The organism is Sulfuricurvum sp., from assembly GCF_023250475.1.
In the GTDB taxonomy this organism is placed as follows: domain Bacteria; phylum Campylobacterota; class Campylobacteria; order Campylobacterales; family Sulfurimonadaceae; genus Sulfuricurvum.
The window spans coordinates 1-7,049 of record NZ_JAHFAQ010000114.1 but is presented as its reverse complement, the minus strand read 5'-3'; the positions used below and the strand labels follow the sequence as shown (position 1 = coordinate 7,049).

Genomic DNA, 7,049 nt, shown 5'->3' with positions numbered 1-7,049 from the left:
TATTTGTCAAACGGTATCAGATGCTCCGGCTGTTCGCCGACCCCGATGTAGAGGATCGGGAGGGATAGGGCGTAAGCGATCGAGAATACCGATCCCCCTTTGGCGGTTCCGTCGAGTTTGGTGATGATGATTCCGTCCACCCCGACCATCTCATTGAATGCTTTGGCCTGAGCGATGGCGGAAGAGCCTTGTGTCCCGTCCAAGATGAGGATTTTACGGTGCGGTGCACCGCTGTGGGCTTTGTCGCAGATACGGACGATTTTTTTCAGCTCATTCCCGAGATTAGTCTGGGTATGAAGTCTCCCGGCCGTGTCGATAATGACCTGCTCGAATCCCCGTGCTTTAGCCGATTCGATCGTGTCATACGCAACCGCGCTCGGATCGTGCCCCTGACGAGAAGAGACGATAGGGACATCGAGTTTATCGGCCCAGCGGGTGAGCTGCTCAATAGCGGCAGCACGAAACGTATCGCCTGCTCCGAGGATAACCCTATCTCCGTTATTGAGATGGTGTTGTGCCAGTTTGGCGATGGTAGTTGTTTTTCCCGCACCGTTAACGCCGATAATGAGGCTGACCGTGGGCTTATCGGGATTGTCGGGAAGGGTGTTCTGGGCAAAACTGAGGGTCGCAAGTAGCTTGGATCGCAGCTGTTCTCGGGTAATGTTATCCTGATAGAGCTCACGAAGGATGATCTCAACGAGATCGTATTCGACATCGGCTTCGAGGAGGATATTTTCGAGTTCGTCTTTGGATATTTTTGCTTTTTTCTCCGGCGCAATCGCGGTAATCGCATCGATCGTTTTTTGAAGCCCTTTTTTAATAAAACTGAACATTCTTATTTACCCAGTGCCGCTGCAATATCGTGATCGATAATCTCTTCTTGGGTTGCACCTGCGTAATGGGTGACGTATTCGCCGTTTTTATACAGAACCATCAAGGGAATCGGGAATTGCTGTCCCACGCCGATCGTAGAAGCGATGGCACGTGCAAGTGATTGATTATCGGCTTTGTTGCTGATTCGATAATTTCCCCCTTTAAATTTTTCACGAAAGGCGTCAAGATCGGCGTTGCTTTTGTCTTCCTCGATCGTGACACCCATAATGATGAGATCGTCTCCGTATTTTTTCTGCAAATTACCGAGGTGCATCACTTCGGCCTGACACGGAGGGCACCATGTCGCGAAAATGTCAAAAAGGACCACTTTGTCTTCGCCCGCATCGAGGGTAAAATTCGTTCCCCGTTTTTCAACGCTATAGCTTGTGCCTTGGGTATCCATAAGGGAAAATTGAGCAGTTGAAACCATTGCTTCGTCTGGGGATTCTTTTTTATCGCATCCTTGAAACAAAAGAGCCAAAGTAAATAATGAGATTAAAAAATGAGATAAACGCATACCAAACCTTTTTTGAGTAAAATAATGAAGATTATAACGAAGCAAAGGTAAAAAGTGTCCAAAAGCGATTTTAGAAACGATTGTCTTAACCGGCTTAAAACCCTTAGCCCGTACACTAAAAATTATCGTGACGCTAAAGTACGATTTTTACTTGAAAACATATTGAACGAGCTTTCTGCAAAACGAATCTTGGTGTATTGGCCGATGGGATTTGAAGCGGATATTCGAAAAACTATTTGCTCCCTGCGCACTAAAAAAGAAGTATTTCTGCCGTTTATGGATGGCGTCAGTTTCAAAATGGTACCATTAAGATACCCGTTGGAACGTAAAACTTTTGGGATTTATGAGCCGCGGAATTCGTATAGAAAATATAATTTAATAGATGTAGCTATTGTCCCTGTAATAGGGGTAGACGGGTCACTGCGCCGAGTAGGTTTCGGTAAAGGGATGTATGATCGATTTTTTCCGACCCTGAAAACGAAACCGTTTACGATATTTATTCAATCATGCGCGTGTCGAACGATACAGAATGTATGTGATGACTATGATGTGCAAGGAGACCTGCTTATTACCCCTAATGGGGTTCAAAGTATGAGGAAAACCAATGTTAAACGAACTACTCGTGGGGGGCGGAGTCGCCCTCACCAGCGGGTTGGTCGGATTTTTAATTTCAAAAAAGATTACCGCAGCACAATTTGATCTTTATTTAGAACAGGCGAAAGCGAAAGCCAAAGCGATCGAAAACGAAGCACAGATGATTTTAGAACGTGCTTCGCTTCGGTCCCGTGAGATCGAAAAAGAGGCGCAAAAACGATACGATGAAACGTACGAACAAGTAAAAAAAGATCTCTCTTTGCGAGAAGAAAAGATAGAACGTGCTGAACGCGAGTTTGAGTCTCTTCGACAAAGCGAAGAAGAAAAAATTGCCCTGGATCGATCAAATATTGAAAATAATAGGCTCAATTTGGAGCGTAATGAACGTGCTTTAGAGAAATTAAAAGAAGACTACCGCCAAAAAAGTGAACAGTTAAGGGGGATTGTCGAACAGCGTTCCGGACTATCGGTGAACGAAGCGAAAACAATTCTGTTAGACCAAATACGCGACAACGCGCGTTTGGAATTAGCACGCGAATTGCGCGCTATTGAGGAGCAATCCAAAGAACAGCTCAAACGCAAAGCCAATTATATTTTGGCTCAGGCAACCTCTCGGTTTGCCGGAGAGTATGCGGCTGAGCGGCTTATCAGCGTTATACATCTGGATGATGATGAGCTTAAAGGGCGAATTATCGGGAAAGAGGGGCGCAATATTAAGACCCTTGAGATGGTAAGCGGTGTCGATATTATTATCGATGAGACTCCGAATGCCATTATCGTGAGTTCCTTTAATCTTTATCGGCGTGCCATTGCGGTTAAGACGATTGAATTGCTGATACATGATGGCCGTATTCAACCGGCACGGATCGAAGAGGTGTACCAAAAAGTATGCGACGAATTTGAAGAAGCGACTCAGCGTGATGGGGAAGATATCATTTTCGAGCTCGGTATCCAAGGGGTTCATCCTGAATTGATAAAGCTGGTCGGAAGATTAAAATACCGTTCCAGCTACGGGCAAAATGCCCTAGCACATACGCTCGAAGTGGCTCATTTGGCCGGTATTATGGCTTCCGAGATGGGGGGAGACGCCAAACTTGCCCGTCGTGCGGGACTATTGCACGATATCGGCAAAGCCCTTACCCAAGAAAACGGAGGGAACCATGTCGATATCGGAGTTGAGCTGTGTCGGCGCTACAATGAAGACCCGGTAGTAATCAATGCCATTTATGCCCACCATGGGCATGAAGAGATCAAAAGTATCGAGTGTGCGGCAGTATGTACCGCCGACACTCTCTCTGCCGCCCGTCCGGGTGCACGGCGTGAAGTATTGGAAAGTTTCTTGCGCCGCGTGAGCGAGATCGAAGAGATCGCAACCCAAAAAGCGGGAGTCAAGCAGGCGTATGCGATCAACGCGGGACGCGAAGTACGTGTTATCGTCAGTGCGCAAAGTGTCAACGATGATGAAACGGTGCTGATCGCTCGGGAGATTGCCGATGAGATTTCTCAAAAAGTGCAGTTTCCGGGTGAAATCAAAGTGAGTGTTATCCGTGAAAGCAGAGTCGTCGAATACGCCCGTTAGTGGGGCATTTCGACGGCGATGATCCCTCTTAAATCTCCCATTTTATAACCGGTTGCTTTGTCTTCAGGGTAAGCGGTTTTAATCGCTTTGGCTAAATCCCCCTCCACATTTCCGTGGCATTTCAGACACGCTTCATTGTTGATGACAATCGGTTTGTAGTAGATCATGGTGCTATCGGATCTCTTTACGAGCTCATACGGGGGAAGCGGCTGGCTATTGTTTGCCAATTTCTCCCATTGGTTGAGAAGTGCAATCTCCTGACTTGTCGGAGTATTGATGGGATTTCGGTTTTTAAGACTAATTCGCTTAATGGAGGTTTTGGTCTCTTTGGCGACTTGTTCTGTCAGGGGGAGGGCATTTTGAGAGCAAAAATTAAGGGCACCGAGAGGACCGTTGGTTTGCATCTGCATTTTTAGTTCACCGCCGAGTCTTTGGAGTAACAAAGAAGAAGCTTCGTCCCCTTTTGCAATGGCTTGCTCTTCAGCCGAAGGGGAAGCCCATAGCAAGGTTGAAGCGAGGGTGAGGGGGATAACGAAAATATATTTCATAAACTATCCTTTTGTAATAAATTGAATAATTTTAACAAATATATGTTAATTTATTTTCATTCAGTTAATCTAAATGGTTCCCTTCAGAATCGTCATACGGGTCTAGATGGATGAGAGGATGGACGGTTTCGTCGGGAAAAAGATTCTTAAGGGCGAGTTCGATTCGATCTCCTACCATGTGCGCATCATAAAGCGATGTACTGATACTAAAAACGATGTGAACGCTCAGGTAGATATCGCTTCCTGAACGGCGTGTCCGTAAATCGTGGTGAGAACTGATCTCGATTTGTGATTCTATCAGATCGTTAATCTTAGCGACACTTTCATGGTCAAGTGCTGCATCGAGCAACATCAATATCCCCTCTTTGATTAAAGGAAATGCCGAATAGAGCATATAGGCGCTGATTCCAATCCCTAATATCGGATCGATAAGGGCGTAATCGGTCAGGGCAATAAACCCTAATGCAGCCAATACGGCACCGTTGCTGAGCAAGTCGGTTTGATAATGCAGTGCATCGGCCCGAATTACCATGTTGCCTGTTTTGTTGGCTACGTGTCGCAGAAACACGACCAAAGCGGCAGTGATAACAATGGAAATCCCCATAACGATGATGGAAGAGTTCAAATGCTCTACACTGCTACCCTGAACAATTTTGGAGATCGACTCATACAAAATAAAGAGGGCGGAGAGACTGATAATCGTCCCTTCGATAACGGCGGCAAGAGGTTCGAGTTTACGTCGTCCGAAGTTGAAATGCTCGTCAGGTTCTTTGTCGGAGTGATGAAGGGCAAAATAGTTAAATGCTGAGACAACCAAGTCCAGCAAAGAGTCAATAGCGGAGGCTAACACAGCGACAGAACCGCTGATAATACCGAAAGTGAGTTTCAACGCTACCAATACAAAGGCAACGGAACTGGAGATAAGGGTGGCTTTTTGTTCAATACGCATGGTGCCATTTTAGCCTAATAACGATAAAATTATAGGACTAAATCAAGGAGAAATTATGGATCTTACTGCGGTTCGTCAAGAGCGGTCAAAATGGATGACATGGAAAAATATTGCTCCGTTACGCGAAGCATTGAGTCAGCTTCCGCAGATTGAGACGAAGGTCGAACTTGGCAATACCGTTACCCTTTCATCCGAAGACGCGGTCGATGTTCAAGAGCTTGAGCGGATCGCACGCCTTATGATGCCGTGGAGAAAAGGACCGTTTGATCTGTTCGGTTTGTTTATCGATACCGAATGGCGCTCAGACCTCAAATACAATTTTCTCCGTCCCCATTTTAATCTTCACGGTAAAAAAGTGGCCGATATCGGGTGCAATAACGGCTATTATATGTTCCGTTTCCTCGAAGATTCTCCGGCAAAAGTGGTTGGTTTTGACCCCTCGGCACTGTTTAAATCGCAGTTTGATCTTATCAACCATTATGTTAAAAGCGAGATACTCTATGAACTTTTGGGGGTAGAGCATCTTCCGTTTTACGAAGAGAAATTTGACGTAATTTTTTGTCTGGGTGTCCTCTATCACCGCAGCGATCCGATTGCGATGCTAAAAGCACTTGCGCAAGGTTTGGCGCAAGGAGGCGAAGTCTATCTCGATACGTTTATTATTGATGGTGACGAACCGTATGCCCTTTGTCCGAGCGAGAGTTACTCGAAAATTACGAATGTCTATTTCGTACCGACACTTAAAGCCCTCGAAAACTGGTGTATTCGTGCCGGTTTTACTACCTTTGAGGTTCTCGGAACCGTACTTACGACATCCGATGAACAGCGCAAGACCGATTGGATCGAATCGCAAAGCCTTGAAGATTTTCTCGATCCTGCCGATAGTACCAAAACAGTAGAAGGATATCCTGCGCCTAAACGGGGATATGTTCGCATTAAAAAGGGATAATTTTGGCAAAAGAGCACTCAGATAATATTGATGAATTAATTCAAGTTGCGATAACGCCGCAGACTGCATTGAATACACACGAGCGAATTAACACGGTTTACAGCGGTGAGATCGTCAAAATGGAACCGGGCTATGCCAAAGTAATGTTGGAAACCTCTGAGGTTATGCGTGCCGATGAGATAGGATTGGTTCACGGAGGATTTGTTTTCAGTGCGGCCGATTTTGCTGCCATGGTAGCGGTGAATGAGCCGAATGTCGTTTTGGCATCGTGCAACTGTATGTTTTTATCTCCGGTGAGGGTGGGGGACAGTATTATGTTTGAAGCGACGGAACACCAAAAAGAGGGACGAAAGCGCAATGTGACGGTTCGCGGATTTGTCCATGAGATCAAAGTCTTCGAAGGGGAGTTCAAAACCGTCGTAACCGAACGTCATGTCCTCCGTTTAGATCTGATGAAAAATATCGAGTCTTAAATAGCGCGAAGCCAGTAGTCGACGTTGCGTTGTTCCGCACGGACGGAGGTCGGATTTCCGTGACCCGGGTAGAGGAGTTTGTCGATCGTCCATTCGGCAAATCGTTTCAAACTTTGACGCATCGCTTCACCGTCGGAATAGGGGAAATCCCATCGTCCGATAGAACCTTCAAACAAAAAATCTCCGCTGAATATTGCATCACCGATCTCAATCATCGAACATCCCGGACAATGCCCCGGGAAATGGTGAAACTTCACTTCGATCCCGCCGATATCAAATACTTGATCGCCCTCTACGGCAACATCGGGAGTGGAAGGGGGCAATCCCGGCATCCATGTGCTGTTTTGGAGAAGCATCATATCCCCTTTGGGAGAGTAGAGGGGGATGTTCAGCTTTTCTTGCAGCTCACTATTGCTCCAAACGTGGTCGAAATGGCCGTGGGTATTTAAAATGGCGACAGGATTTTTGACATTCGCCATGACCCACTCGGTCGCCCCCATCCCCGGATCGATGATGATCTCTTTGCCGTCAATCTTTACAATATAGCAGTTGGTTTGATAGTCGCCC

9 protein-coding genes are annotated in these 7,049 nt (G+C 46.2%); 4 read left to right on the top strand and 5 right to left on the bottom strand.

All coding sequences use genetic code 11. The annotated features are described in order from the left end of the window. On the bottom strand, window positions 1–833 hold an 833-nt coding region (gene ftsY / locus Q0C19_RS09875), incomplete at its 3' end, for a signal recognition particle-docking protein FtsY (RefSeq protein ID WP_295055559.1). A gap of 2 nt (window positions 834–835) precedes the next feature. Further along, a complete protein-coding gene (locus Q0C19_RS09870; protein ID WP_295055557.1) occupies window positions 836–1,390 on the bottom strand; it encodes a TlpA disulfide reductase family protein in 555 nt (184 codons plus the stop codon). A 54-nt stretch (window positions 1,391–1,444) separates the two neighbouring features. Here Q0C19_RS09870 and Q0C19_RS09865 point away from each other — a divergent pair, with 54 nt between their 5' ends. Together Q0C19_RS09865 and rny are read left to right on the top strand one after the other, a co-directional pair. Continuing rightward, window positions 1,445–2,089, top strand: coding sequence for a 5-formyltetrahydrofolate cyclo-ligase (locus Q0C19_RS09865; RefSeq protein WP_295055555.1), 645 nt, complete (start codon window positions 1,445–1,447; stop codon window positions 2,087–2,089). Beyond that, a complete protein-coding gene (rny, locus tag Q0C19_RS09860) occupies window positions 1,995–3,563 on the top strand; it encodes a ribonuclease Y (protein WP_295055552.1) in 1,569 nt (522 codons plus the stop codon). Before Q0C19_RS09865 ends, rny begins: the two co-directional genes overlap by 95 nt. On the opposite strand, the gene Q0C19_RS09855 is transcribed toward rny, so the two are convergent. Then, window positions 3,560–4,111: a DUF3365 domain-containing protein gene (locus Q0C19_RS09855; RefSeq protein ID WP_295055550.1), complete on the bottom strand. Its 552-nt coding sequence runs from the start codon at window positions 4,109–4,111 to the stop codon at window positions 3,560–3,562. The genes rny and Q0C19_RS09855 overlap by 4 nt on opposite strands. Before the next feature lie 64 nt (window positions 4,112–4,175). Further along, window positions 4,176–5,060 carry a cation diffusion facilitator family transporter gene (locus Q0C19_RS09850; RefSeq protein WP_295055548.1) on the bottom strand — a complete coding sequence of 295 codons (885 nt, stop codon included), beginning with the start codon at window positions 5,058–5,060 and terminating at the stop codon, window positions 4,176–4,178. A 55-nt stretch (window positions 5,061–5,115) separates the two neighbouring features. On the opposite strand from Q0C19_RS09850, the gene cmoB reads away from it, so the two are divergent. Together cmoB and Q0C19_RS09840 are read left to right on the top strand one after the other, a co-directional pair. Then, complete coding sequence (gene cmoB, locus Q0C19_RS09845) at window positions 5,116–6,009, top strand: tRNA 5-methoxyuridine(34)/uridine 5-oxyacetic acid(34) synthase CmoB (protein WP_295055546.1); 894 nt, start codon at window positions 5,116–5,118, stop codon at window positions 6,007–6,009. Window positions 6,010–6,011: 2 nt separating this feature from the next. Next, entirely contained in the window at window positions 6,012–6,482 is a 471-nt protein-coding gene (locus Q0C19_RS09840) for a PaaI family thioesterase (RefSeq protein ID WP_295055544.1), read from the top strand. Here the strand turns inward: Q0C19_RS09840 and Q0C19_RS09835 are convergent. Then, window positions 6,479–7,049 (bottom strand): MBL fold metallo-hydrolase (locus Q0C19_RS09835; RefSeq protein WP_295055543.1); only part of this gene is annotated, 571 nt, incomplete at its 5' end. The genes Q0C19_RS09840 and Q0C19_RS09835 overlap by 4 nt on opposite strands.

What these genes read in the sequence shown, in the direction of transcription:
- rny (WP_295055552.1), top strand. Translation starts at nt 1,995, where the DNA reads ATGTTAAACGAACTACTCGTGGGGGGCGGAGTCGCCCTCACCAGCGGG.
- cmoB (WP_295055546.1), top strand. Translation starts at nt 5,116, where the DNA reads ATGGATCTTACTGCGGTTCGTCAAGAGCGGTCAAAATGGATGACATGG.
- Q0C19_RS09850 (WP_295055548.1), bottom strand. Translation starts at nt 5,060, where the DNA reads ATGCGTATTGAACAAAAAGCCACCCTTATCTCCAGTTCCGTTGCCTTT.
- Q0C19_RS09870 (WP_295055557.1), bottom strand. Translation starts at nt 1,390, where the DNA reads ATGCGTTTATCTCATTTTTTAATCTCATTATTTACTTTGGCTCTTTTG.
- Q0C19_RS09855 (WP_295055550.1), bottom strand. Translation starts at nt 4,111, where the DNA reads ATGAAATATATTTTCGTTATCCCCCTCACCCTCGCTTCAACCTTGCTA.